This is a genomic window from Streptomyces sp. NBC_00038 (genome assembly GCF_026343635.1).
In the GTDB taxonomy this organism is placed as follows: domain Bacteria; phylum Actinomycetota; class Actinomycetes; order Streptomycetales; family Streptomycetaceae; genus Streptomyces.
This window is the reverse complement of sequence record NZ_JAPELQ010000001.1, coordinates 5,700,192-5,721,674: the sequence shown is the minus strand read 5'-3', so window position 1 is coordinate 5,721,674 and position 21,483 is coordinate 5,700,192. Positions and strand designations below refer to the sequence as shown.

Sequence of the window (21,483 nt, the reverse complement as noted above, 5' to 3'; positions counted from 1 at the left end):
TATGCGGACGGCCACCGGAGTCGGGCGGCGGTGTACGAAGATGCGTACCCCGCGCACCCCTCAGGCGACAGGAGACCGGCATGACCGCGAACCCCGACCGTCCCCTCCCCGCGGCGGACCGGCTGCCCGCGCCCGCCGCCAATCACCTCGCCTTCATGGCGGCACACCGCGGATCGGTGGCGATCACCGCCGATTCCCTTGCCCTGGAGGGCGATGAGGAGTTCTTCTCGTGGTGGGCCCCGCTCGGCGAGGACGTGTCGATTCCGGCGTGGGCGAAGACTGTCCGGGTGTTCCCCTTCAGCGGAAACGGATGGCAGGACCGCCTTGAGCCGGCCGGTTTCAAGCGGGCCGGGGAGCTCTCCTACCTGCGCGCTCCCGCCGCGCCCGGCGGACCGGAGCTGCCCGACGGTGTCACGCTGACCGTCGTCGAGGACGACGGACAGGCGCGGGAGTTCGCCCGGACCCAGGCGGCCGGATTCGCCGAGCCCGGCGACACCCCCGAGCAGACCGCCTGGTGGGAGAACGACTTCACCCGGAACGCCCTGCGCCACTACGCCCGTGCCGACCAGACCTTCTACCTCCTGCGGTCCGAGGGCGAGGGGGCCGCCGTCGCGCTGGCCCTGCACTCCCACGGCCTTGCGGGCATCTACGCCGTCGCCACGCGCCCCAGCCACCGGGGCCGCCGTTACGCCGGTCTGCTCCTCGCCGCCATCAGCGCCGAGGCCCACGAGCGCGGCGAACAGCTCGCCCTGCAGACCGAGGTCGGCTCCACCGCCGAACGCCTCTACCTCAAGTCGGGGTTCACCGAGGACTTCCGCACACCCCTCTACGTACGACACTGATCACGGTCGTACGGCGGCCGCCTCCTCGTGCCTGGTGGAACCACCGGTGCCGGTGAGGCAGTCTCCTCCCTCGTGGGCAACCTTCCGTCTCAGAGCGCGTCAGGCGCGCCGACCGCTTCAACTGACGCCGCCGCACACATGGTTGTCGCCGGGGACGACGCCCTTGCGCACCGGCTGGCCGCCGAACTGCGCGGGGTGTACGGGGAGCAGGTGACCCTGGTCGTGCCGCCCGCCCATCGGAGTGTGCGGCCGCCGGTGGTGGGACGGACGCGGGCCACCGCCCTGTTCGACCGGGTGTCCGCCGCGGTGAACCGGGCCGCCGGGAACGGTGATCCGGCGAGCGCCCGGACGTCCGAACCCCCCGGCACCGAACGGGTGTTGGAGGCCGCCGAACTCACCGAGGCCGTGCTCGCCGAGGCCAGTGTGGAGCGGGCCGCCGCGCTGGCGCTGGTGTACGACGACGACGAGACGAACATCCGGGCCGCGCTCACCGCCCGGCGGCTCAACCCGCGGATCCGGCTGGTCCTGCGCCTCTACAACCGGCGCCTCGGCCACCATATCGAGGCGCTCCTCGACCAGGCCTCGGCGCTGGCCGCCGCGGGAGCCGACGGCGATGGCGGCGAAGGGTTCGACGCGTCCACCACCGTCCTGTCCGACGCCGACACCGCCGCGCCCGCGCTCGCCGCGACCGCCGTGGCCGGCACCAGCAAGGTCGTCCAGACCGACGGGCTGATGCTGCGCGCGGTGGAACGGCCGCCGCCCGCTCCCGGAGAGGTCGCCGATCCCGGACTGTGCACGCTGGCACTGCTGTCCACCACGGCCAGCGACCCCGCGGGCGCCGACGGGTCCGAGAGCAGCGGTACGCAGGGGCCCCGGCTGCTGCCCGACGAAGAGGCGGTGGCCGCCGCCACCGGGCGCGGCACCGTCGTACTGGAGACCGTCTCCTACTCCGGCCCCTCCTCGCCCCCGGGGCGCAGCGTCGTGCCGTTCGGCTCGCTGATGTCGCGGCGGCTGCGGTGGTCGTTCGCGGGGCTCGTGGCGTGCGTGATCGGGCTCGCCGTCGCGTCGATGCTCGTCACCGGGGACCATCCGCTGCGTGCGACCTACCTGACGCTGCTCGACCTCTTCGGCATCAACGACCCCGCGATCGGGCGGCCGATGGGGGAACAGGTCCTTCAACTCTTCTCCGGGCTCATCGGGTTGCTGCTGCTTCCGGTGCTGCTTGCCGCCGTCCTTGAAGCACTCGGTACGTTCCGGAGCGGGTCCGCGCTGCGGCGGCCGCCCCGCGGGCTGTCCGGGCACGTGGTGCTGCTCGGTGTCGGCAAGATCGGTACGCGCGTGCTGGCGCGCCTGCGTGAGCTGCACATTCCCGTGGTCTGCGTCGAAGCCGATCCCGAGGCTCGGGGGCTGGCGCTGGCCCGGCGGCTGCGGGTGCCCGTCGTGCTCGGCGACGTGACGCAGGAAGGCGTGCTGGAAGCCGCGAAGATTCATCGGGCGCACGCGCTGCTCGCGCTGACCAGCGCGGACACGACGAATCTGGAGGCCGCGTTGTACGCGCGTACCGTGCGGCCCGATCTGCGGGTCGTGCTGCGGCTGTACGACGACGACTTCGCGACCGCCGTGTACCGGACCCTGCGGGCCGCGCACCCGGGTGCCCTCACCCGGAGCCGGAGTGTGTCCCATCTGGCCGCGCCCGCGTTCGCCGGGGCGATGATGGGGCGGCAGATTCTCGGGGCGATTCCTGTGGAGCGGCGGGTGTTGCTGTTCGCGGCGGTGGAAGTCGGCGGGCATGCGCAGTTGGAGGGGCGGACTGTGGGGGAGGCGTTTCGGGCGGGGGCGTGGCGGGTGCTCGCCCTGGACACCGACCCGAGGTCGGGGGCGTCCCCCAGGGCACCCAGGGCCCCCCGGTCCTCTTCGGGGCTGGTGTGGGACCTGCCCTCCACGTACGTGCTGCGGAGCGAGGATCGGGTGGTGCTGGCGGCGACTCGGCGGGGGCTGGCGGAGTTGCTGGGGCGGCGGGCTCGGGAGCGGGCGGGGGCGTAGGGGGGTGGGTGAGTTTTTTCGCCCCCTCCGCCCCTACCCGTCCCTTGTTTCTGGGGGCTGCCGCCCCCAGACCCCCGCTTCGGCCTGAACGGCCTCGTCCTCAAACGCCGGACGGGCTGGAGATAGCCCCTCCGGCGTTTGAGGAGCGGGGTCTGGGGCGGAGCCCCAGGGGCAAGGGACGGGTAGGGGCGGAGGGGGCGAAGAAACCACCCGCTATCCCCCGAGGTGTCGCTCCGCGAAGTCCAGTTCCAAGCGGACCTGCTTGATGCGTTCGTCGACCACCAGGGAGCCGTGGCCCGCGTCGTAGCGGTACACCTCGTGGACGGCGTCGCGGGCGGTGAGGCGGTCGACGTAGTTCTCGACCTGGCGGATCGGGCAGCGCGGGTCGTTGACGCCCGCCGAGATGTAGACCGGCGCCTTCACGGCGTCGACGTACGTCAGGGGCGACGACGCTTCGAACCGCTCCGGAACCTCCTCCGGAGTGCCCCCGAGCAACGTGCGGTCCATGGCCTTCAGCGCTTCCATCTCGTCGTGGTACGCCGTGACGTAGTCGGCGACCGGCACGGCGGCGATGCCGAGCGTCCAGGCGTCCGGCTGGGTGCCCAGGCCGAGAAGCGTGAGGTAACCGCCCCAGGAACCGCCGGTGAGGATCAGGCGGTCGGGGTCGGCGAGCCCGGACGTCACCGCCCATTCGCGGACCGCCGCGATGTCCTCCAGCTCGATGAGACCGACTCGGTGCTTGAGCGCGTCCGTCCACTCACGCCCGTACCCGGTGGAGCCCCGGTAGTTGACCCGCACCACCGCGTACCCGTGGTCCACCCACGCCGCCGGGCCCGCCGCGAACGAGTCGCTGTCGTGCCAGGTCGGACCGCCGTGGATGTCGAAGACCGTGGGAAGCGGGCCGGTCACGCCCGCCGGCTTCTGGACCAGGGCGTGGACGCGGCCGCCGGGGCCCTCCACCCAGACGTCCTCCACCGGGACGGATCCCGGGGACTTCATGCCCGGCGGGTCCAGGACCACCTCACCCGTGGTGGAGCGGACCACGGACGGCTCGGCCGCCGACGACCACAGGTACTCCACGTTCCCGTCGGGCCGCGCCGTTGCCCCGGACACCGAACCCGCGGGGGTCGGCACGGGGGTCAGCTCACGGGACACCAGGTCGTAGCGCCACAGGTCGCTGCGGGCCTCGAAGCTGTGCGCGACGAGCAGCGCGGAGCCGTCCGGATACCACTCGGCGCCCACATCACCGGGGAGGTCGAGGGCGAGGTCCGTCTCCTCGCCGGTGGCGACGTCCCACACCATCGGCTCCCAACGACCGCGCCGCTGGTGCCCGATGAGCAGCCGCGTGTCCCCGTCGACCGGGGCGAAGCCCAGCACCTCGAGGCCCAGCTCGACCGTGCCGCCCTTGGTGTCGTCGAGCTCCGTGACCGCCGAACCGTCCGGGCGCAGCACCCGCAGCGCCGAGTGCATCGCGTCGCCGTGCTCGGTGTGCTCGACGACGATCAGCGAGCCGTCGTGCGAGAGGTCACCGACGCCGGCGGACTCCCGGTGCCGGTAGATCTCCACGGGCTCCTCGCCGCTCCGCACCACATGGATCGTCGAACCGTCCTCGTCCGTGGACCGCCCCACGACGGCCGTACGTCCGTCCCGGCCGATCGCGAGTCCACTGGGGTACGAGGGCTCAAGACCCGGGGCCGCGGGCTCGTCGGAGCCGTCGGAGCCGTCAGAAGTGCCGGAACCCCCGAAGCTCTGCCGGCGCCAGATGCCGAACTCGTCCCCGTCCTTGTCGTCGAACCACCAGATCCACTCGCCGTCGGGCGAGAGCACCCCGTCCGTCGTACCGTTCGCCCGGTCCGTGACCTGGCGCTGCTCCCCCGTCTCCCGGTCCCACGCGTACAACTCGTACGTCCCCGTCGCGTTCGAGACGAACAGCGAGCGGTGCGGTGCGTCCTCCGCCCAGTCCGGCAGCGACACCCGCGGCGCCCGGAAGCGCTTCTCCCAGTCCGGCATGGACCCCTTGCTCTCAGTCATGGCCCCATAGTGCCTGGCCCGCCCGACAATCCGCTGCCGAGATCCCCAGCCTGTGGATAACTTCGCGGCGGGCGCGCAGGCCAAGGCCGGTTGTCAGTGGTCGGGTGCAGACTTCTTCGCATGACCGATCTGCGCAAAACAGTCGAGAGCTACTGGGCCACCGCCGACGCCCGGGATTGGACCGCGTTCGCGGACATGCTGGCCGAGGACGTCGTGTACACGCTGCCGCAGACGCGGGAGGTGATCCGCGGCAGGGAGCGGTACGTCCAGTTCAACCGCGAGTATCCGGGCGACTGGCACGTCCGGATCGAACGCGTCGTCGCCGAGCCGGGCCAGGCCGTCACCTGGACCCTCGTCACCGTGGGCCTGGAGGAGATGCACGCGATCACGTTCTTCACGGCGGACGACTCCGGTCGAATAGCCTCCGTCACCGACTTCTGGCCGGAGCCGTACGAGCCCCCGCCCGGGCGCGAGCACTTGGTCGAGCGCTACTGACCCCAAGGCCCGGCGCCGTCCATCGGCCCCGTACCTTTGAAGTCGTGTACCGGTTCCTGCTGACGCCCCGCTGGTGGGGGATCAACGTCTTCGTGCTGTTGGCCATCCCCTTCTGCGTCTTCATGGGGTCATGGCAGTTGGGACGGTTCGAGGACCGGGTGCAGACCAGCCGGGACGCCGGTGAGCAGGCCGAGGCGGCGAAGACCGAGGCGGCCCGGCCGCTCGCCGAGCTGCTGCCCGTGGACAAGAACACGTCCGGCAAGCAGGCCACCGCGACCGGCCGGTACGCCGAGCAGCTGCTCGTACCGGACCGCGAGGTCGACGACAAGCAGGGCTTCTACGTACTGACGCTGCTGCGGACCGACGACGGCAGGGCGCTGCCCGTCGTCCGGGGCTGGCTGCCCGGCGACGCGGACCCGGCGAAGGCCCCGGCCCCGCCCACCGGCGAGGTCACGGTGACGGGCGCGCTCCAGGCGTCCGAGAGCCCGGGGTCGAACGGGGTGAGTGCCGTCGGCGGGCTGCCCAAGGGCCAGACCGGCGCCATCAGCTCGGCGTCGCTGGTGAACCTGGTGCCGTACAAGGTGTACGACGCCTGGATCACCCTCGCCAAGGCCGACAGCGGGATGACGGCGGTTCCCGCGACCGCGGCGCAGGACACCGGCCTCGACCTGAAGGCGTTCCAGAACCTCGGCTACACCGGTGAGTGGTTCGTCTTCGCGGGCTTCGTGGTCTTCATGTGGTTCCGGCTGCTGCGCCGCGAGGTGGAGTTCGCCCGGGACGCGGAACTGGGCCTGATCCCGGACGAGGAGCCTGCGGACGAGGAGCCCGCACCGGACACCGCCGGTACGCCAGTCTCGTAGACCGTCAGGCGGCCTTCCAGGATCTACGGGATTACGGGATCTACGAGGCGTCGGCCGCCAGCATCCCGGTCCGGTACACCGTCCCCGCGCACGCGTTGGAGACCGTCGTCGACGCCGTGGCCGTACCCGTCTGGTCCGTGTGCGAGACGGTGATGCTGCCCTCGGCCACCCCGTCCTCCGTGACGAGCTGCGTCGAGGTGCCGCCGCTGTCGGAGGTGCCGCCCGAGACGGTGGCGTCGTCCGTGGTGGTCGGGTCGGGCGAGGGCTCGTTGGTGGTCGGACAGGTCTCCGAGGGCACCCAGGCGAACTTCACGACGTACGAGGCGCCCGGCTGAAGTACCAGGGAGGTGACCTCCGTGGAGGGGTCGGGCAGCCCGGTGGCCGCGTCGCCCGCCACATGGTTCACCACGCTGACCTTGGTGGCGTCCGCCGCGCCCTGCGTGACCGTGCTCACGGTGCCCGCGCCGGTGACCGCGCACACGGTGGTGGAGACGTTCGAGACGGCGAAGGAGCCGTAGACCGTGCCGGTGGAGTCCGGGTCGCCGAGGGCGCTGGTCGCCCCGCCGAGCTGGTCCGCGGTGCAGGTGGGCGCGGTCACCGATGAGGCCGTCGGAGCGACGCCGCCGGTGGCGGTCCCGTTGTCCGCTCCCGTGCTCGCCGAAGGCGTGGCCTTCTGGCCTTCCTTGCCCGGGTCCTTGGCCGTGCCGGAGGAGCCGCCCACCGCGTGCTCCCCGCCGTCCGTGGTCTTGCCCTGCCCCGAGCCGCCCTGTGTCTGCGAGGTGTTGCCCGCGATGGACGGATTGGCGTTCGGTCCCGAGGAGTTCGAGACGTGCAGCAGGGCCGGGACGGCCGTGCCGACGAAGAGCGCGGCGGCCGCCATCCCCACCGCGGCATGGCGCTTGCGGGCCCGTCTGGCCGGCACCGCGCGGCGCAGGTGCTCCAGGGTGCCGTCGGTGGGTTCGATCTCCTGGACGGCCTGGTGCAGCAGAAGCCGCAGCGCCCGCTCGTCCGAGCCGAGACCTTCGGAGCCCGGTCCGTCCGAGCCGGGATCTCCCGGGCCCGGCCCTGCCGAGCCGGTCCCGCCGGAGCCCTGTCCGTCAGGACCGTGTCCTTCGGGGCCGTGATTCACAATTCCGTTCCCAGCGTGCGATTGCTTGTGCTCGTGTTCGGGGCGCCCGGGTTTCTCGGGGCGCCACCGCTCGTCGTACTCGCTCATGCCGGAGCCTCCATGGCGACACGGAGCGCTGCTATGCCGCGCGAGCCGTACGCCTTGACCGACCCCAGCGACACCCCGAGTGTCTCAGCGACCTGCGCCTCGGTCATGTCCGCGAAGTAACGCAGCACCAGGACCTCGCGCTGGCGGCGCTGGAGTCCCTTCATCGCCTTGATCAGCGCGTCACGCTCCAACTGGTCGTAGGCGCCTTCCTCGGCGCTCGCCATGTCGGGCATCGGCTTCGACAGGAGCTTGAGGCCGAGGATGCGCCGGCGCAGGGCGGAGCGCGAGAGGTTCACGACGGTCTGGCGCAGATACGCGAGCGTCTTCTCCGGGTCGCGGACGCGCTTGCGCGCCGAGTGCACCCGGATGAAGGCCTCCTGGACGACGTCCTCGCAGGACGCGGTGTCGTCGAGCAGAAGCGCCGCGAGGCCCAGGAGCGACCGGTAGTGGGCGCGGTAGGTCTCGGTGAGATGGTCGACGGTCGTTCCGGCGGCCGCGCTGTCATCGGCGCCGTCGCGCTGGTTCGGTAGGCGGGCGGGCCGCGCTGCGGGCATGGGCGCGATCACCGGCATGCCGCCGGGCACGCCGGGGCTGCGGAGTCGGCGGGGTGGACGCAGGGCGCTACCCATTGTCTGTACCGCGGTGAATTCGAGTACCTCTGCCACGCCAGTTGGACACGCGTCCCCCCACCAGGGTTGTACGCATCAGGCATCGCGTTTGCGTCAGGCACCCCTTTTGACAGTGCGTCAAATGCCCTCATGCGTACCAGCTCATCCCCTATGTCCCGTTTTACCGCGACGCCCGGCCACCCCTGAATGGCGACCGCAAAGACGCTCCCCGCCCTCCGCACGGTTGCGGAGGACGGGGAGGAAAATCTTCGAACGACTGGTGACTCGTTTCAAGTGGTCCGGACCATTATTCGCACCACACACCGGACCGACCGCTCCGGCCACCTGAAGACCGGGACGCCCAACAGGACACACCGGTCACCTGAAGACCGGGACGCCCATCCAGATGCTCGCACCACACATCCAACACAGATCCTACAAACGAATCCCCTGAAAGCCACCAGGATTCCGGCCCCTGGTCACGCCGGACGCGAAACTTAAAGCCTCGTGATCTCCGCCGCCACGAGCTCCGCGATCTGCGCCGTGTTCAATGCAGCACCTTTGCGCAGGTTGTCCCCGCAGACAAACAGTTCGAGTGCCGTCGAATCGTCCAGCGAGCGGCGTACCCGTCCGACCCAGGTCGGATCGGTGCCCACCACATCGGCGGGGGTGGGAAATTCACCGGCGGCCGGGTTGTCGAACAGCACGACCCCGGGCGCTGTGGCGAGGATCTCCCGCGCCTTGGCCACGGTCACCTCGGCCTGGAAGCGTGCGTGCACGGTCAGGGAGTGCGTGGTGACGACGGGGACGCGTACGCACGTCACGGCCACCGGCAGCGTGGGGAGCCCGAGGATCTTGCGGGACTCGTTCCGTACCTTCATCTCCTCGGAGGAGAAACCGTCCTCGGCGAGGGTCCCGGACCACGGCACCACGTTCAGCGCGACCGGCTCCGGGAACGGCCCGGTGTTGTCGCCCACCGCCCGCCGTACGTCACCGGGCTTGGTCCCCAGTTCCGTACCGGCGACCAGCGACAGCTGCTGCCGCAGGGTGTCGATGCCCGCGCGGCCCGCCCCGCTCACCGCCTGATAGCTGGACACCACCAGCTCGCGGAGCCCGAACTCGGCGTGCAGCGCGCCGAGGGCCACGATCATGGAGAGGGTCGTGCAGTTCGGGTTGGAGATGATCCCGCGCGGGCGCACACGCGCCGCGTGGGGATTCACCTCCGGCACCACGAGGGGCACGTCCGGGTCCATCCGGAAGGCGCCGGAGTTGTCGACGACGACCACGCCCTTGGCGGCGGCGATCGGCGCCCACTGGGCGGCGACCTCGTCGGGTACGTCGAACATGGCGACGTCGACGCCGTCGAAGGCCTCCTCCGCCAGGGCCACGACCTCGACCTCCTCGCCACGCACGGTCAGCTTGCGGCCGGCCGAGCGCGGAGAGGCGATGAGACGGATCTCGCCCCAGATGTCCGCGTGCTGGGACAGGATCTGGAGCATGACCGTGCCGACGGCTCCGGTCGCACCCACGACGGCGAGCGTCGGTCCTGCGGGCGTTCGTCCCGCGGCCTTGGCCATCAGCGGCCCGTGCCCCCGTACGGGAGGACGGTCATCGGCCGGTGCCCCCGTAGACGACGGCCTCGTCGCTGTCGGAGTCGAGCCCGAAGGCGGAGTGCACGGCGCGCACCGCCTCGTTGACGTCATCGGCGCGGGTGACGACCGAGATGCGGATCTCGGAGGTCGAGATCAGCTCGATGTTCACGTTGGCGTCGGTCAGGGCCTCGAAGAAGCCGGCCGTGACACCCGGGTTCGTCTTCATGCCGGCGCCGACGAGCGAGATCTTGCCGATCTGGTCGTCGTAGCGCAGCGAGTCGAAGCCGATGACGCCCTTCGCCTTCTCCAGGGCGTCGATGGCCTTGCGGCCCTCGGTCTTGGGGAGGGTGAAGGAGATGTCGGTGAGGCCCGTGGTGGCCGCCGACACGTTCTGCACGATCATGTCGATGTTGATCTCGGCGTCGGCGATGGCGCGGAAGATCGAGGCGGCCTCACCGGGCTTGTCCGGGACGCCGACGACCGTGATCTTGGCCTCGGAGGTGTCGTGAGCGACACCCGAGATGATGGCCTGCTCCACCTTCTGGTCCCCTTGCTGCTGTGTCTTTCGAACGGGTGGTTCGCTGCTGACCCAGGTGCCCTGCAGTCCGCTGAAGGACGAGCGCACATGGATCGGGATGTTGTAGCGGCGCGCGTATTCCACACAGCGGTGGAGCAGCACCTTGGAGCCGGAGGCCGCCAGCTCCAGCATGTCCTCGAAGGCGATCCAGTCGATCTTCTGCGCCTTCTTGACCACCCGCGGATCGGCGGTGAACACGCCGTCCACGTCGGTGTAGATCTCGCAGACCTCGGCGTCGAGAGCCGCCGCCAGCGCGACGGCGGTCGTGTCCGAGCCGCCGCGGCCGAGCGTGGTGATGTCCTTCTTGTCCTGCGAGACGCCCTGGAACCCGGCGACGATGGCGATGTTGCCCTCGTCGAGGGCCGTACGGATACGGCCCGGCGTGACATCGATGATCCGCGCTTTGTTGTGGACCGAGTCGGTGATGACACCGGCCTGACTGCCCGTGAACGACTGGGCGCTGTGGCCCAGGTTTTTGATCGCCATGGCCAGCAGCGCCATGGAGATCCGCTCTCCGGCGGTCAGCAGCATGTCGAACTCTCGCCCGCTGGGCATCGGAGATACCTGCTCGGCGAGATCGATCAGCTCGTCCGTCGTGTCGCCCATCGCGGAAACGACCACGACCACCTGGTGGCCGTTCTTCTTCGCTTCCACGATCCGCTTGGCGACACGCTTGATGCCCTCGGCATCGGCTACGGAGGAACCTCCGTACTTCTGCACGACAAGGCCCACGTGCGCTCCTCGATCAATCCGTATCTGCACCGCACAACTGCGGTCGGCTCAGTCTAACGAGCGGCCGGAATTCCCCTCCGGGGTATCGCATCGTGAGATGTCCCGCCCACAAGGTGATCACCCGGTCCGTCAGGACAGCGAAGTCCTCCGGCCGCTCCGGAACGGCATCTGCCCGCCCCCGGGACCCACCACGCGGGAAAGTGCGCCGTGTCACACGAGAGAGTCGTGGCTCAACTTTCAAGTACTAGGGTTCGGACGTGCGCGTACTCCTGGTGGAAGACGACGAGCCCGTCGCCGAATCGCTCCGGCGCGGCCTGCTGCGCTACGGCTTCGAGGTCGAGTGGGTGACCACGGGCGGGGCGGCCCTGACGTACGAGGACCCCTACGACGTCGTCCTCCTCGACCTCGGACTGCCCGACACCGACGGCCTCGACGTCTGCAAGGCGCTGCGGGCGCGCGGCGACGTCCCGATCATCGTGATCAGCGCGCGCAGCGACGAGACGGACCGCGTGGTCGGGCTCGAACTCGGCGCGGACGACTACGTCACCAAGCCCTTCGGCGTACGTGAGGTCATCGCGCGGATAAGAGCGGTGATGCGGCGCGCACAGCCGCGCAACGACGCGTCTTCGCCGACGGGCCCCGATCAGTACGGCGAGCGCCTGACCATCGACCGCAAGGCCGCCCGCGTACGCCTGGACGGTGAGGAGGTCGCCCTCGCACCCAAGGAGTACGACCTGCTCGCGTTCCTCACCGAGGAGCCCGGCGCGCTGATGTCGCGCGAGCAGATCATGGAAGCGGTCTGGGACGCGAACTGGTTCGGCCCGACGAAGACCCTCGACGTCCATGTGGCGGCGCTGCGCCGCAAGCTCGCGGGCGCACTGACCATCGAAGCCGTACGAGGGGTCGGCTTCCGCCTGGAGATCGCCGGCGAGTCGCCCTCATGATCCGGCAACTGATCGTCAGTTACGTCCTGTTGGTCGCCGTCGCGCTGGCGGCCTTCACCGTGCCGGTGGCGTTCACGCTGACCGCGCAGCTGCGCGGGGACACCGAGGAGTCCGTACGGCGGGAGGCGCGGACCATGGCGCTGCTCCTCGCGGACGGGGACGCGGCGTCGCGGGCGGCGCTGACGCGGATGTCCGAGGCCTACGCTGCCGAGACGCCCGGCACGGTGGCTGTGCTCCCCGCCTCGGCCACCGAGGGGAAGACCACGGCGCGCTGGGGCGACGGCGCGCTGAAGGTGACGGTTCCGGCGGTCGCGGACGGCGGCCGGACGGTGGGGGCCATCCAAGTCAGCTATCCCACCTCGGACTTGACCTCCCGCCTGTGGCGGATCTGGGGCTTCCGGGCGGTCCTCGCGGTGGGCGTACTGGCGGTCGCCGCCGGCCTCGGTGCCCTCGTGGCCCGCCGACTCACCCGCCCGCTGCGCCAGTTGAACGAGATGGCGAGCCGTTTCGGCGACGGCGACCTGACCGCGCGCTCGCCGGTGACCGGCCCGCCGGAGACACAGCAGCTGGCCCGCACCCTCAACTCGGGCGCGGAGCGGCTCGACGTCCTGATCGACTCCCAGCGGATGTTCGTGGCGGACGCCTCGCACCAACTCCGTACACCTCTCACGGCGTTGCGCCTGTCGCTGGACAACATCGCGGACGGAGCCGACGACTTCTTCGTACGCGAGGACGTGGAGCAGGCCACGGCCGAAGTGGTGCGGATGAGCCGCCTGGTGAACGGTCTGCTGGTGCTCGCCCGGGCCGAGGCGAAGGTGTCCGCGGCGGAGGCGCTGCCGTTGCGGGAGCTGGTCGAGGAGCGGCTGAGCGTGTGGAGGCCGGCCGCCGAGGAGCGCGGGGTCACCATCGCGCTCGAAGGGGAGGCCGGCGGCCGGCCGGCTGTGCTCGCCAGTCCGGGGCACCTGGAGCAGGTCCTCGACAACGTGCTGTCCAACGCCCTGGAGGTGTCCCCCGACGGCACGACGATCACCGTACGGATGTCGGTGGGCGCCGACTCGGTGGAACTGTCGGTCCTCGACCAGGGTCCCGGCATGTCGGACGCCGAGAAGTCCCGCGCCTTCGACCGCTTCTGGCGCGGTCAGGGCCTGACCGGGCGCTCCGGCTCCGGGCTCGGCCTCGCCATCGTCAAGCAGCTGGTGACGGACGACGGCGGGACCGTGGCCCTGCGGGACGCACCCGGAGGCGGGCTGTGCGTATCGGTCAGTCTGCGTCCGGCAGCAGCGAGGAGTGGTGGTTGACGATCAGCCACTCACCGTCGCGCTTCTCGTACTCGTACGTGTAGCGGGCCTCGGCGGTGCTCTTCACGCCGGTCACCGGGTCGGTGAGCTGGAACTCGTACAGGCCAGTGTCGATGGCGGAGTTGCTGTCGAGAACGTTGATCACGGTCCGGACCTTCGAGGCCTCGGGCTTCTTCGCGAGGAAGCCCTCCATGTAGTCGACGATCCCGGCGTGGTCCGTACGGATCTCGTTCGAGAGGGTGGGCAGCAGCACCGCGTCGTCGGCGTATCTGTCGGCGACGACCTCCGGGTCACCCGTCCGCAACGCGGCGCTCCAGCCGTCGAAGAGGGCGGCGATCTCGGCCTTGGTGGGCTTGCCGCTCTGGTGCTCCGGGGTGGCCGCGCTGACGCCGGCGGTGATGGTGCCGGCGGCGATCAGGGCCGCGGCGGTGGCTATCGCGGCGCGGGTGCGTATGTGACGTTGCATCACAACTCCTGTGCATGGGGGGTTCGTTGCTCCGTCTTGGTGCCTTCCGGGAGCGGTTCCACCTTCCTCTCGCGCAGGTAAAGAGCCGCCCTGGAAACGATCAGCGCCTGGCCAAGGTTTGCCGAGGAATCGGGGGGAGGTTCAGCCCGCGGCCGGCAGCACGGAGGAGTGGTGGTTGACGATCAGCCACTTGCCGCCGCGCTTCTCGTACTCGTACGTGTAGCGGGCCTCGACCTCGCGCTTCTCACCGGTCTCCGGGTCGGTCAGCGTGAACTCGTACAGGCCCGCGTCGATGGCGGAGTTGCTGTCGAGAACGTTGACGACGGTGCGGATCTTCTTGCCCTGGGGCTTGTTCTGCAGGAAGTGCTCGAAGTAGTCGACGATCCCGGCGCGCGTGGTGCGGATCTCCGGGGAGACGGTGGGGAGGAGCACGGCGTCACTCGCGTACCGGTCGGCCACCGTCTCGGCGTCGCCGGTGGCGAGGGCCGCGTTCCACCCGTTGAAGAGGGCGGCGATCTGCGCCTTGGCGGGCTTGCCGCTCTTCGACTCCGGACCGGCCGCACTGACGCCGGCGGTGACGGTGCCCGCCGCGACGAGGACGGCTGCGGTGGCTATCGCGGCGCGGGTACGGGTCTGGCGCTTCATGACAACTCCAGTGCGGGTGAGGTGGGTTGCTCCTCTGCGGCGGGAGCAGTTCCACTTTCTCTTCGCACTGGTTAAGGGCCGTGCAGCGGACGTGCAGGGGACGGCCAGGGTCTTTCCAAATCAGTCGGAGTCCGCGACGGCGTCCAGGGCGAGACCATGCAGCAGTCGCAGGGCTTGCGGAGAGTCACCGTATGACTGCTCGATGTCCGCGGTGACCTGGGCTGCCAGGGCATCGGCGCGGGCCGGGTCACCTGCCCGCCGAAGAAGCACGGAGTGCATAACGCGGGTGTACAGAGTGACCATGTGAGTGTCGCCGAAGATCCTCCGGTGCACGGCGTCCGCCTCCTCGATCGCGCGGACGGCCTCGACGAAGTCACCGGCCTGCCACCACGCGTTGGCGAGCTCCACCCTGAGGGAGCCGACTGTCAGGTCCTCCTCCCCCAAGTCGGCGATCGCACGGGCGAGTCGGCCCTCGACGGCGCGAACGCGCTCTTCCCCGCCCCCTTCCGCGCCCGGCATCAGCTGGACGCTCTCCACCACCAGACGGGCATTATGTGTTTCGGGGTGCCCCTCGCCCAACACCCGCGCCGCGGCCTCGGCGTTCTCACGGGCGAGCGTCAGCCCGCGCTCCCGGTCGCCGCTCTCTGCCAGCATCCCGGCCGCGGTACCACGGACGTTGAATGTCTGCGGGTGATCCGGCCCCAGTACCCGCTCGGAGTCGGCCAGCACCTGGGTGATCAAGGTGAGAGCCCGAGCCGGCTCCCCCACGGTCTGGTAACAGTCGGCCAGCCAGGCCCGGAACGTGAGCGTCATCTCGTGGTCCGGGCCGTGGACGCGCAGGGCGGCGTTCACGGCCCGCTCGAGCAGCGACACCGCGCGTGCGCCGTAACCGGCCATCGCGCACTTCATCCCGGCCACGCTGAAGAGTTCCGCGGCGTCCTCCGTGTCCGCCTCCGGTGCGGACCGGGAGGCCAGCGCCTCGATGTGCGTCACACCGTCGAGGCTGGTGGCCTCCGCTATGCCGACGTCCACGGCCGCCTCCTGCACGCCCGCGAGTATTGATACGGCGATCCTGTGCCCCGTCTCGACGAGTTTCCGGCTCCTCACCAGACCATCCCGGTCGGGTGTGCGGGCGACGGCCTGTACGAGGCGGTGCACCGAGATCGTGTCCTCGTGCAGCGTGATCATGCTGTGCGCCGCCAGCCGCCGGATCGCCTCGGTGACCTTTGGCGGACTACCGAACGAGTCGAGGTACGCCCGGGGAATCCCGTCCGACGCCCACCAGGCCGTGACCAGAAGGACGGACATGGCGGCAGGGGTGTCGGCGAGCCGCTTCAGCGTCACACTCCAGACCCGGGCCACCGTCCGCTCCGCGTCGCCGCCTTCCGCCGTGGCCGCGTGCATGTCCGCCGGATAACTGGCCAGCAGGGTCAGGTACTTGCGCGGGCTGATCCCCGCTTCCCGGCAGTACGCGGCGGCCTGGTCGACCGCCAGCGGCAGGTACCCCAACTCGCGGCACAACTCCTCGACGCCGCCGCTCTGCCCCGGACAGACCTTCGTGAACAGCTCGACGGCCTCCGCCGGTTCGAGCACATCAAGGTCCAGCGGCTCCGCGATCCCCCGCCAACTCGTCGCGCCCCGGCGGGTGGTGATCAGGAAGCGGCCACCCGGCGCTCGCGCGAGGAGGTGCCGGATGTCGGCGGGGTCGGAGACGTTGTCGAGGACGAGCAGCCAGCCGTCGTTGGCGGCCAGCCACTGGAGCGTACGTTCGCGGAAGGCGTCCTCGGACAGGACGTCGACCAGGGCGGGCTGAAGCGCGCGGCCGAGGGCGGCGAGGCCCGCGTCCACGCCGGTCCGGGACTCGGCGGTGATCCACCAGACCGGGTTGAAGTCCGCCGCCCGGCCGATCGCCCAGTGCGCGGCCAGCGTCGACTTCCCGATCCCGCCCAGCCCGTGCACGGCGTGCACGACCACACCGCCCGGTTCGCCGAACGCCCCGTCCAGCAGCGCGAGTTCGCGCCCACGTCCGACGAACTGCGCGCTGCGGTCGGGGACGTTGCGCACCGGAAAGGTGCAGGGCCCCACCGCGAACGCCTCCGGCGGCAGCATCGTCGCGTGCTCGGCCAGCGTGGCGAAGTCCCCGGTCGCCACCTGCCGGATGTTCCCGCCTGCGGCGACCGAGCGGTTCCCGGAGGCCTCCACCGGGCCGCCGGTCATGAGTTGCCTGTCGATGGGTCGCCGGGCGACGCGTTGCCGGGCGACGCGTTGCCGGTCGACGCGTTGCCGGTCGACGCGTTGCCGGTCGACGCGTTGCCGGTCGACGCGTTGCCGATGTCACCGCCGGCGGCGATGGAGCGCTCGCCGGAGGCGGTGACGGTGCGGCTGGGGGGCGGCGGGGTCGAGGCGGGCATCGTCGGCGGAGCCGTGGCCGTGCTGCCGACGCCTGTCGCCACCGATCCGATGTGCCCGCCCGCGGCGACCGACCGTTCACCGCTCGCGGTCACCGAGGACGCGGCGGACACGGGTTCCGCAGGGGCCGACGACTGGGTGACCAGCACGTACAGCGTGAGCGCGAGCCCGATCAGCGCCGCGGCGCCTCCCGCCACGCTCGCCCACGGATCCGCCGCGTCGACGTCGAGCAGGCCGCCTACGACCAGCCCGACGGCCCCCGCCGCACACAACCCAATTCCTGTCCACAGAACCGCCTTTGACCCCATACGAACATCATGGCGTGCCAGGGTGTCGATCGCGTGGACCCAATGCGAGGAGGTTGTCGGCTGTGGCAGGTGCCGAGTGGGCGGACAGTCTGCTGCTGGGCGGAATCGTGCTGCTGGGCTCCTCCGTCCAGTGGCTCACGGGGATGGGCTTCGCCCTGGTCGCCGTACCGGCGCTGGTGTTGCTGCTCGGTCCCGCCCAGGGCGTCGTACTCGCCAACTGCGCGGCCGGGGCGATCAGCGTGGTCGGCCTCGCGGGCGGCTGGCGCCAGGTGCGCCTGCGCGCCATGGTGCCGCTGTGCGTGGCAGCGGCGTGCACCGTACCCGCCGGGACCTGGCTGGCCCGACGGCTCCCGGAACCCGCGCTGCTCGCCGCCATGGGAGCGCTGGTGACGGCCGCCGTGACGCTGGTGATGCGGGGCGCCCGGGTGCCTGCCCTGCGCGGGGGCGGGGGTGCGGTGGCCGCGGGAGCCGTCGGCGGGTTCATGAACTCGGCGGCGGGGGTCGGGGGTCCGCCGGTGTCGTTGTACGCGGTCAACGCGGGCTGGACGGTACGGGAGTTCGTGCCGAACGCGATGTTCTACGGGGTGGTGGTGAACGCGTTCTCGGTCGCCGCGAACGGGGTGCCCCGGCTCAGCGCGCCGGTGTGGGGGCTGGCGGTTACGGGGATGGTGGCGGGCGGCGTGATCGGCAGGGCGCTTGCCCAGCGGGTGCCGGAGGAACGGGCGCGGATGCTGGTGCTGGGGCTGGCGCTGGTCGGGGGGCTTACTACTTTGGGGAAGGGGTTGTGGGGGATGTAGGGACTGCGGAGGTGAAGGCGGACCAGGCGCCCACCGCTATGTGCAGTTCAGGGTTCCCGGGGGCCTTTGAGTCGCGTACGTGGACCGTCATCTTCGGTGCAGCGACGGCGACTTCGACGCAGGCACCGCCCTCGCCGTCGCTGTAGCTGGACTTGAACCACTTCAGCTCGTCGTTCATAGCTCATCCACCATCCGCTCGATGAAGCGGGCCGACTCGTCGGGGTCGAGGGCCATCATGCGGATCATGCTAAGCCGCTCGGTCTGCGCGCTGACGACTGCCGGGTCAGAGGTCAGCTGACTTGTCGACGGGGCCTCCGTATAGGCGAAGCGTTCGTGATCCCTGGTCTCCAAGAGCACCATCGGGCCGTGGAGCGCAGCGGTCATCGCCCTGCCGTAGGGCAACACCTGGATCGAGACGTTGCGCACCTTCGCCATCTCCAAGAGGTGCAGCAGTTGCTCCTTGTCCACGTACGGGCCGCGCAGTGCCGCCTCGTACAACGCATAGCTGCAGGCGGCCAACGGCTTGCGCGTGTGGATGCCCTGGCGCTCCAGCCTCGCCATGACCCGCTCCTCGACGGTCTCCTCGTCGAGGGGTGGAGTGTGGTTGCCGATCAGAGCCCGCGCGTAGGACTCGGTCTGCAACAGCCCTGGGATCAAGGCGACTTCGTACCACCAGAGGTTGATCGCCTCGCGCTCGTACTCCATGTAGTCCTGCGCTCGCGCCGGAAACTTCTCCCGCTTCAGGTACTCCTTCGCCGCACTGAGCAACCCCTCGGCATGGCACAACTCATCGGCCGCATCCAGCACGCGCGGCGTCGGCATGCGCACGCCCTGCTCCATGGACTTGATGGTGTCCGGCGAGTAATTGGAGGCGGCGGCCAGCTCTTCGCGGGTCACGTTCGCCTTCGTGCGCCAGCGTTTCAACTGGTTGCCGCTGTAGCGCCAGTTGATCGGCGCCGGTGAAGCGGAGTTGTACTGGACTGACACAGCGGCCACCTCCGACTGATACACCCCGGCGTGTATCTCCTCGGTCGCTACCGAGCGTAGCCTCGCGACCGCCACCGTGTGACCATGACGAACGCAATCCCCCACTACCGGCCGAACTGGGTCCCCCTCGCCGGTCACCAACTCCGCGTGTCCGGCGTCTGCTTCGACGCGGTCCGTATCCAGGGCGTACGCGGGGAACAGGTCGCCGCCAAGCTCATCGAGGCCGCCGACGGCGACGCGGGACCCGTCGTCTGCGAGGCGGTCGGCTTCCGGTGGATGTACTTTCTGCTGGCGCCGGGGACGGCGAGGACCCACGAATGGCCCCTGGGGGTGCAGCGGTTCGGCGGGGCCGGGAGTCGTACGGTCACGTACATCGGGATCCCGGCGCTGGACGGGAACACGTGGCCGTTGCGGTGGTACAGCGAGCCCACGGTTACGGCGCCGTTCGTGGAGGCGGGGCGGTTGCGGGCGGTGTTGGGGGTGTCGGGGCTGTAGGTCAGTGCTCTTGCGTTCCCCGGACTCGTCGTGGATACGCACAGGCTCAGACTCCACCGAACAGAGACGTGAGGCCCTGGTCGAGGACCGCCCCCACGGCTTCGCCGCCCGGCTCGACCACGGTGAACGAGCGCAGCAGGAAGCGGCGCAGGACGGGCGTGTCGAACCAGATCATCGCCACGCCCTGCGGCACGCGGAACTCCACGAACGTGCGGCGTGGTCCACAGGGCCAGATGTGCACGCTGCCGATCCCGGCGGGGGTGTCGAGGCCCTCCGCCAGGAGCGCGCGGGCGAAGGTCCAGGTCACTTCGGTGCCGTCGAGGGAGACATGGGCCGGGAAGTCGATGTGCACGGCGAGTGGGTCGACGGAGGTGTAGCGGAGGGTGGCGGGTACCGCGCGCTCCCGGTCGCCGGAAGTGACCAGGTGGGCGCCGATGGGCTGTTCCACAGTGATGTTCATGCTACTGAGAGCACACAGACGCCCATTGATTACGCGGTTTCGGGAGGCAATTGGGGTCGACTGGCGTGACGTACGGCACGTTTTGGCCATTAGTTGAGACATTGAGCATCTCGGATTGCAAACTCCTCGCATGAACGACGGTCCCACCGCCACGTACGCCCGGCTCTACGAGGAACAGCAACCGCGCCTCGTCGCGTACGCGCGCTCGCTCACCAGGAACTCCTGGACCGCCGAGGATCTTGTCGCCGAGGCGCACTTCCGTGTGTGGCGGCGGCTTTCCGCCGGGCACGAGATCGACAACGTACCGGCGTATCTGATGACGACGGTGCGGCACCTCGCGACCGCCGCCGGGGGCGCCGTACGCGAGACCCCTCGGGATCCGCAGGTGCCCGAACAGGCCGGGATCGGCGCGCAGCGGGAGAACGACTCGTCGGCCGACCCGGCCGAGCAGGTGTCCTCCGTCGATCTACTGGTGCGCGTGCTGGGGCAGTTGCCCGAGCGGTGGGTGAAGGCGCTGTGGCTGGCGGAGGCGGAGGGGCAGCCACTGGCGGCGGTCGGATCGCAGATCGGGTCCAACCAGGGCGCGACGGCGGTATTGCTGCACCGGGCCCGTGAGGGCATGCGGCAGGCCTTCCTGCAGGTGCAGACCGGCGCTCCCGACGACCCCGCGTGCCAGGTCCACTGGGCGCGCATGCCCGCCTACGTGCGCGGTACCGCGACCTCGCGGCAGTCCGAGCGGCTGCTCGGCCACGTGGACGCCTGCGACGACTGCCGCGAGCGGCTCTCGGTCCTGGTCCACGCCAACAACCGACTGCCCGCGCTCGTCGGTCCGGCCCTGCTCGTCTTCGTGCTGGGCGGCGCGGGCAAGTTCCTCCTGCCGTTCGCCGCCGGGACCGCCGGGACGGTGGTCGCGGCGGGCGCGCAGGGCGGCGGGAGCGGTCTTCTGCACGGCGTACGCGATGCCGTGACCGGCGGCTCGAAGGTCCCGGCCGTGATCGGGGCCGGGGCGACGGCGGCCGGTATCGCCGCCGCGCTCTTCCTCTCTCTCGGCCCGATCGACTCCTCTCCGGTCCCGCCGGAGCGGCTGCCGGTGGCCGAGGCGCCTGTGCAGCAAGTTCCGGTGGAGGAAGCGCCGGTGGTGCAGCCGCCGCCGCAGGGGCCGACCGAGGAGGCCGACAGCACTTCCGCCGGTGAGGCCGGCGTCGACGTCTCCGCGAGCCGTGCCGTCTCGGTCCTCGTGCGGGCCGCCGATGCGCCCACGGGGAGCGCCGATTCAGTTCCTGCCACGGCCGGACAGGAGGAAGAGCCGGGGGAAGTACGGGGGGATGAGGAGCCGCAGGAGACGCCCGAGGTCGAGACCCCGGTTACTGAAACTCCGGCCGCTGAAACCCCGGTTACTGAAGTCCCGCCCACCGACCCGCCGAAGACGGAAACCCCCGGGGCAGATCCCCCTGCCGCCGAACCCCCGACGCCCGAGCCCACCCCGGATCCGGAGCCGTACCCGGATCCCGTCACTCCAACTCCCGCAGATCCCATACCCGTTGAGGAGCCCCCCGCCCCTCCGGCGACGGACGAGCCAACCGAACCGACTCCGGCCGATCCCGACCCACAGCCGACACCCTCGGACCCCGGAGACGACTGCGGGCACTGACCGACGGTGACGTGATGGCGGGCCGGT

Annotated in this window: 21 protein-coding genes; 9 read left to right on the top strand and 12 right to left on the bottom strand. The window is 70.6% G+C overall.

Annotation, left to right across the window (positions count from 1 at the left end; all coding sequences use genetic code 11):
- Positions 1-80 precede the first annotated feature (80 nt).
- Together OG219_RS25910 and OG219_RS25905 are read left to right on the top strand one after the other, a co-directional pair.
- Positions 81-842 carry a GNAT family N-acetyltransferase gene (locus OG219_RS25910; RefSeq protein ID WP_266830265.1) on the top strand — a complete coding sequence of 254 codons (762 nt, stop codon included), beginning with the start codon at positions 81-83 and terminating at the stop codon, positions 840-842.
- Between the two features lie 138 nt (positions 843-980).
- Entirely contained in the window at positions 981-2,885 is a 1,905-nt protein-coding gene (locus OG219_RS25905; protein ID WP_266830264.1) for an NAD(P)-binding protein, read from the top strand.
- Positions 2,886-3,098: 213 nt separating this feature from the next.
- Here OG219_RS25905 and OG219_RS25900 read toward each other — a convergent pair whose 3' ends face one another.
- Entirely contained in the window at positions 3,099-4,916 is a 1,818-nt protein-coding gene (locus OG219_RS25900) for a prolyl oligopeptidase family serine peptidase (protein ID WP_266830263.1), read from the bottom strand.
- A gap of 120 nt (positions 4,917-5,036) precedes the next feature.
- Between OG219_RS25900 and OG219_RS25895 the strand changes: the two genes are divergently transcribed.
- A complete protein-coding gene (locus tag OG219_RS25895; RefSeq protein WP_266830262.1) occupies positions 5,037-5,411 on the top strand; it encodes a nuclear transport factor 2 family protein in 375 nt (124 codons plus the stop codon).
- A 44-nt stretch (positions 5,412-5,455) separates the two neighbouring features.
- A complete protein-coding gene (locus OG219_RS25890) occupies positions 5,456-6,271 on the top strand; it encodes an SURF1 family protein (RefSeq protein ID WP_266830261.1) in 816 nt (271 codons plus the stop codon).
- Positions 6,272-6,311: 40 nt separating this feature from the next.
- Here the strand turns inward: OG219_RS25890 and OG219_RS25885 are convergent, their stop codons facing one another.
- From OG219_RS25885 to OG219_RS25870, 4 genes are all read right to left on the bottom strand, one after another.
- On the bottom strand, positions 6,312-7,487 hold the full coding sequence (locus OG219_RS25885) for a hypothetical protein (RefSeq protein ID WP_266830260.1): 1,176 nt from the start codon (positions 7,485-7,487) through the stop codon (positions 6,312-6,314).
- Complete coding sequence (locus OG219_RS25880) at positions 7,484-8,059, bottom strand: SigE family RNA polymerase sigma factor (RefSeq protein ID WP_323183360.1); 576 nt, start codon at positions 8,057-8,059, stop codon at positions 7,484-7,486. The genes OG219_RS25885 and OG219_RS25880 overlap by 4 nt, the downstream gene beginning before the upstream one ends.
- A gap of 533 nt (positions 8,060-8,592) precedes the next feature.
- Entirely contained in the window at positions 8,593-9,672 is a 1,080-nt protein-coding gene (locus tag OG219_RS25875; protein WP_266830258.1) for an aspartate-semialdehyde dehydrogenase, read from the bottom strand.
- Between the two features lie 31 nt (positions 9,673-9,703).
- Positions 9,704-10,996, bottom strand: coding sequence for an aspartate kinase (locus tag OG219_RS25870; RefSeq protein ID WP_266830257.1), 1,293 nt, complete (start codon positions 10,994-10,996; stop codon positions 9,704-9,706).
- 257 nt (positions 10,997-11,253) lie between these two features.
- On the opposite strand from OG219_RS25870, the gene OG219_RS25865 reads away from it, so the two are divergent.
- Positions 11,254-11,940, top strand: a complete 687-nt coding sequence (locus tag OG219_RS25865) for a response regulator transcription factor (protein ID WP_266830256.1) — start codon at positions 11,254-11,256, stop codon at positions 11,938-11,940.
- Positions 11,937-13,238 carry a HAMP domain-containing sensor histidine kinase gene (locus OG219_RS25860; protein WP_266830255.1) on the top strand — a complete coding sequence of 434 codons (1,302 nt, stop codon included), beginning with the start codon at positions 11,937-11,939 and terminating at the stop codon, positions 13,236-13,238. The genes OG219_RS25865 and OG219_RS25860 overlap by 4 nt, the downstream gene beginning before the upstream one ends.
- Here OG219_RS25860 and OG219_RS25855 read toward each other — a convergent pair.
- The 4 genes from OG219_RS25855 to OG219_RS25840 all read right to left on the bottom strand — a co-directional run bounded on the left by OG219_RS25855 (position 13,201) and on the right by OG219_RS25840 (position 17,030).
- On the bottom strand, positions 13,201-13,704 hold the full coding sequence (locus tag OG219_RS25855; protein ID WP_266830254.1) for an SgcJ/EcaC family oxidoreductase: 504 nt from the start codon (positions 13,702-13,704) through the stop codon (positions 13,201-13,203). The genes OG219_RS25860 and OG219_RS25855 overlap by 38 nt on opposite strands.
- A 141-nt stretch (positions 13,705-13,845) precedes the next feature.
- On the bottom strand, positions 13,846-14,349 hold the full coding sequence (locus OG219_RS25850) for an SgcJ/EcaC family oxidoreductase (RefSeq protein ID WP_266830253.1): 504 nt from the start codon (positions 14,347-14,349) through the stop codon (positions 13,846-13,848).
- A 120-nt stretch (positions 14,350-14,469) separates the two neighbouring features.
- Positions 14,470-16,566 (bottom strand): tetratricopeptide repeat protein, encoded by a 2,097-nt coding sequence (locus OG219_RS25845; protein WP_266830252.1) that lies wholly within the window; start codon positions 16,564-16,566, stop codon positions 14,470-14,472.
- Complete coding sequence (locus tag OG219_RS25840; RefSeq protein WP_266830251.1) at positions 16,563-17,030, bottom strand: hypothetical protein; 468 nt, start codon at positions 17,028-17,030, stop codon at positions 16,563-16,565. Before OG219_RS25840 ends, OG219_RS25845 begins: the two co-directional genes overlap by 4 nt.
- Positions 17,031-17,128: 98 nt before the next feature.
- Here OG219_RS25840 and OG219_RS25835 point away from each other — a divergent pair, with 98 nt between their 5' ends.
- The gene (locus OG219_RS25835) at positions 17,129-17,863 is read left to right on the top strand and encodes a sulfite exporter TauE/SafE family protein (protein ID WP_266830250.1); all 735 of its coding nucleotides are present in this window, start codon (positions 17,129-17,131) and stop codon (positions 17,861-17,863) included.
- Here the strand turns inward: OG219_RS25835 and OG219_RS25830 are convergent.
- Together OG219_RS25830 and OG219_RS25825 are read right to left on the bottom strand one after the other, a co-directional pair.
- Positions 17,832-18,041 (bottom strand): DUF397 domain-containing protein, encoded by a 210-nt coding sequence (locus OG219_RS25830; protein ID WP_266830249.1) that lies wholly within the window; start codon positions 18,039-18,041, stop codon positions 17,832-17,834. The genes OG219_RS25835 and OG219_RS25830 overlap by 32 nt on opposite strands.
- A complete protein-coding gene (locus OG219_RS25825) occupies positions 18,038-18,850 on the bottom strand; it encodes a helix-turn-helix transcriptional regulator (RefSeq protein WP_266830248.1) in 813 nt (270 codons plus the stop codon). The genes OG219_RS25830 and OG219_RS25825 overlap by 4 nt, the downstream gene beginning before the upstream one ends.
- A 78-nt stretch (positions 18,851-18,928) precedes the next feature.
- Between OG219_RS25825 and OG219_RS25820 the strand changes: the two genes are divergently transcribed.
- A complete protein-coding gene (locus OG219_RS25820; protein ID WP_266830247.1) occupies positions 18,929-19,345 on the top strand; it encodes a hypothetical protein in 417 nt (138 codons plus the stop codon).
- A 46-nt stretch (positions 19,346-19,391) separates the two neighbouring features.
- Here OG219_RS25820 and OG219_RS25815 read toward each other — a convergent pair whose 3' ends face one another.
- Positions 19,392-19,805 carry an SsgA family sporulation/cell division regulator gene (locus OG219_RS25815; protein WP_266830246.1) on the bottom strand — a complete coding sequence of 138 codons (414 nt, stop codon included), beginning with the start codon at positions 19,803-19,805 and terminating at the stop codon, positions 19,392-19,394.
- A gap of 130 nt (positions 19,806-19,935) precedes the next feature.
- Between OG219_RS25815 and OG219_RS25810 the strand changes: the two genes are divergently transcribed.
- Positions 19,936-21,456 (top strand): sigma-70 family RNA polymerase sigma factor, encoded by a 1,521-nt coding sequence (locus OG219_RS25810; protein WP_266830245.1) that lies wholly within the window; start codon positions 19,936-19,938, stop codon positions 21,454-21,456.
- The last annotated feature ends 27 nt before the right edge of the window (positions 21,457-21,483 follow it).

Coding starts and splice junctions, on each gene's coding strand:
- OG219_RS25905 (WP_266830264.1), top strand. CDS start 981: ATGGTTGTCGCCGGGGACGACGCCCTTGCGCACCGGCTGGCCGCCGAA.
- OG219_RS25910 (WP_266830265.1), top strand. CDS start 81: ATGACCGCGAACCCCGACCGTCCCCTCCCCGCGGCGGACCGGCTGCCC.
- OG219_RS25855 (WP_266830254.1), bottom strand. CDS start 13,704: ATGCAACGTCACATACGCACCCGCGCCGCGATAGCCACCGCCGCGGCC.
- OG219_RS25880 (WP_323183360.1), bottom strand. CDS start 8,059: ATGCCGGTGATCGCGCCCATGCCCGCAGCGCGGCCCGCCCGCCTACCG.
- OG219_RS25885 (WP_266830260.1), bottom strand. CDS start 7,487: ATGAGCGAGTACGACGAGCGGTGGCGCCCCGAGAAACCCGGGCGCCCC.
- OG219_RS25850 (WP_266830253.1), bottom strand. CDS start 14,349: ATGAAGCGCCAGACCCGTACCCGCGCCGCGATAGCCACCGCAGCCGTC.
- OG219_RS25810 (WP_266830245.1), top strand. CDS start 19,936: ATGAACGACGGTCCCACCGCCACGTACGCCCGGCTCTACGAGGAACAG.
- OG219_RS25895 (WP_266830262.1), top strand. CDS start 5,037: ATGACCGATCTGCGCAAAACAGTCGAGAGCTACTGGGCCACCGCCGAC.
- OG219_RS25845 (WP_266830252.1), bottom strand. CDS start 16,566: ATGACCGGCGGCCCGGTGGAGGCCTCCGGGAACCGCTCGGTCGCCGCA.
- OG219_RS25815 (WP_266830246.1), bottom strand. CDS start 19,805: ATGAACATCACTGTGGAACAGCCCATCGGCGCCCACCTGGTCACTTCC.
- OG219_RS25875 (WP_266830258.1), bottom strand. CDS start 9,672: ATGGCCAAGGCCGCGGGACGAACGCCCGCAGGACCGACGCTCGCCGTC.
- OG219_RS25900 (WP_266830263.1), bottom strand. CDS start 4,916: ATGACTGAGAGCAAGGGGTCCATGCCGGACTGGGAGAAGCGCTTCCGG.
- OG219_RS25830 (WP_266830249.1), bottom strand. CDS start 18,041: ATGAACGACGAGCTGAAGTGGTTCAAGTCCAGCTACAGCGACGGCGAG.
- OG219_RS25860 (WP_266830255.1), top strand. CDS start 11,937: ATGATCCGGCAACTGATCGTCAGTTACGTCCTGTTGGTCGCCGTCGCG.